General features: G+C 75.0%; 2 protein-coding genes. One reads left to right on the top strand and one right to left on the bottom strand.

Annotated elements, in window-relative coordinates; genetic code table 11:
* Positions 1–3: 3 nt before the first annotated feature.
* Complete coding sequence (locus CCS38_RS10415; RefSeq protein WP_223732936.1) at positions 4–894, bottom strand: helix-turn-helix domain-containing protein; 891 nt, start codon at positions 892–894, stop codon at positions 4–6.
* 329 nt (positions 895–1,223) lie between these two features.
* Here CCS38_RS10415 and CCS38_RS10420 point away from each other — a divergent pair.
* Positions 1,224–2,851: glycoside hydrolase family 35 protein (locus tag CCS38_RS10420; protein ID WP_223732937.1), on the top strand; the 1,628-nt coding region annotated here is incomplete at its 3' end.

Here is a 2,851-nt window from a genome sequence, read left to right on the forward strand (position 1 = left end):
CGCTCACCCCGCCCCGCTGACCACCGGCGGGTCATTCGGGTCCGGGATGCGGGTGGACCAGCCGCCCGGGACCGTGCGGCCCTGTTGGGTGCGGAAGCGGACCGGGGCGGTGCCGACTCTTCTGGTGAAGAGGCGGCTGAAGTAGGCGGGGTCGTCGTAGCCGACGCGGCGGGCGACCGCGGCGACCGGGAGTTCGGTGGCGGCGAGGAGTTCCTTGGCGCGGCCGAGGCGGATGCCGAGGAGGTAGTCCTTGGGGCTGCAGCCGGCGCCGCGGCGTACGGCGGTGCGCAGTTCGGCGGGGCTCATGCCGTGCCGGGCGGCGTGTTCGGCGACGGAGAGCGGCAGGAACGCGTCTCGGGCCAGGGCCTGCAGGACCGGGTCGCCGTCGGCGTCGGTGTCGGCGCGGGCACGGCGCAGGGCGACGAGCAGTTCGTGCACCGCGGCGGAGGTCTCGACCTCCAGGAGGGGGTTGCCGCGGCGCGCCGCGCGGGCGATGCGGCCGATGGCGGCGCGGGCGGCCGCGGTGTCGGCGAGCGGGACGAGCGGCCGGTCGGGGCGGGGTTCTATGTAGCCGAGTTCGGTGTACGTGGTGGCGGCCGGGCCGGTGAAGTCGACGAAGCTCTCGTCCCAGCCGTTGTCCGGGTCGGCGCCGTAGTGATGCGGGACGCCGGGGGTGAGCCAGAGGAGGGCGGGCGCGGTGACGGGGTGCCGGGTGCCGTCGGGGTTCGCGTACCAGCCGCTGCCCGCGTGGATGATCACGGCTACGTGGTGGTCGAGGGTCCGCGGGCCGACGGCGGGCAGCGTGCCGTGCTGGAGGCCGACGCCGAGGCAGACCAGGCCGAGCCGGTGGTGGACCGGGCTCGGTGTGAAGTAGCGCATCCAGGTGCGGTACACGCGTGCTCCTTCCGTAGGCCGGCCGCCTTCCCCGGCCGCCCGCTCCGTACGGAACGCCGACGCGCGGGCGCGGGCGCGGACGCGGCACCGCACGTGCCCCCATGCCCCACCACCCCAGGCACTGCACACGCACCGCACACGCGACTACCCCATGCACTGCACGCACCGCACACGCGGACGTTCCGTCCAAACAACGCCGATCTTTGTCCATGGACCGCCCGCCCCGCCAGAGGGTGAGCTGGACGCGACGCGGGCCGGGCGGGAGCGACGGGACGGATGACGTGGCGGATGACGTGGTGGATGGCAGGGCGGATGGCAGAGCCAGTGGCGTGAGGGCGGGCGGATCTCTTGGAGGCGCGCGGCACGAATTCGCCATCGGTGAGCGCGAGTTCGTGCTGGACGGGCAGCCGGTGCGGCTGCTGTCGGGGGCGCTGCACTACTTCCGGGTGCACGAGGGGCACTGGGACCACCGGCTGGCGATGCTGCGGGCGATGGGCCTGAACTGTGTGGAGACGTATGTGCCGTGGAATCTGCACGAGCCGCGCCCCGGGGAGTTCCGCGGTCTCGACGCGCTCGGCCGGTTCCTGGACGCGGTGCGGCGGGCGGGGCTGTGGGCGATCGTCCGGCCGGGCCCGTACATCTGTGCCGAGTGGGAGAACGGCGGGCTGCCGCACTGGCTGACCGGGCCGCTGGGGCGGCGGGTGCGTACGCGTGACGAGGAGTATCTGCGAGCCGTGGGCGCCTGGTTCGCGGCAGTGCTGCCGCACGTCGTGGAGCGGCAGTGCGACCGCGGCGGCCCGGTGATCATGGTGCAGGTGGAGAACGAGTACGGCTCGTACGGTTCGGACGCCGTCCACCTCGCGCATCTCACCGACCGGCTGCGCGCGTTCGGGGTGACGGTGCCGCTGTTCACGTCCGACGGGCCGGAGGACCACATGCTGACCGGCGGGAGCGTGCCGGGCGTGCTCGCGACGGTCAACTTCGGGTCCGGGGCGCGGGAGGCGTTCGCGACGCTGCGCCGTCACCGGCCGGACGGGCCGCTGATGTGCATGGAGTTCTGGTGCGGGTGGTTCTCCCACTGGAGTACCGGGCCGGAGGGGAAAGAGGCCGCGCGGGACGCGGACGACGCGGCGGCCACGCTGCGGGAGATCCTGGAGTGCGGTGCGTCGGTGAATGTCTACATGGCGCACGGCGGGACGAGTTTCGGCGGCTGGGCGGGGGCGAGCCGGGACGGTGCGCTGCAGGACGGCGCGCTGCTGCCGACCGTGACGTCGTACGACTACGACGCGCCCGTCGACGAGCGCGGCCGGCCGACGGCGAAGTTCTGGCGGTTCCGCGAGGTGCTGGCGCCGTACGCCGACGGGCCGCTGCCCGAGCCGCCCGCGCCGCAGCCGGTGCTGGGCGCGCCGGCGGCGGTGCGGCTGACGGGCTGGGCGCCGATGGACGCGGTACTGGACGGGCTGGGCGGTCCCGAGGTGCGGTCGGGGGTGCCGCCGACGTTCGAGGAGCTGGACGTGGATCGCGGGGTGGTGCGGTACCGGGTCCCGGTGCCGGGGCCGCGGGAGCCGTACGAGCTGCGGGTCCGTGGGCTGCGGGACCGGGCGGTGACGTTCGTGGACGGGGTGCCGGGGCCGGTGCTGGACACCGAGGAGGCCGTGCTCGGGCCGGTGCCGGGCCCGGCGGAGGCGGAGCTGTGGGTGGAGTCGCTGGGGCGGGTCAACTACGGGCCGCGGCTGGGTGAGCCGAAGGGGATCACGGGCGGGGTGCTGCACGAGCGGCAGTACGTGCACGGGGTACGGGCGCGTGGGCTGCGGCTGGACGCGCTGGAGGACGCGGCCGCGGTGGCGGCGCTGCCGTTCGGCGCGCCGGAGGGACGGGCGGGGACGCGGGGCCTGCACCGCGGGACGGTGGTGGTACCGGCGGGCGGCCGCGGTGACGCGATGCTCCAACTCCCGGG

Source organism: Streptomyces purpurogeneiscleroticus (genome assembly GCF_020024005.1).
In the GTDB taxonomy this organism is placed as follows: domain Bacteria; phylum Actinomycetota; class Actinomycetes; order Streptomycetales; family Streptomycetaceae; genus Streptomyces; species Streptomyces purpurogeneiscleroticus.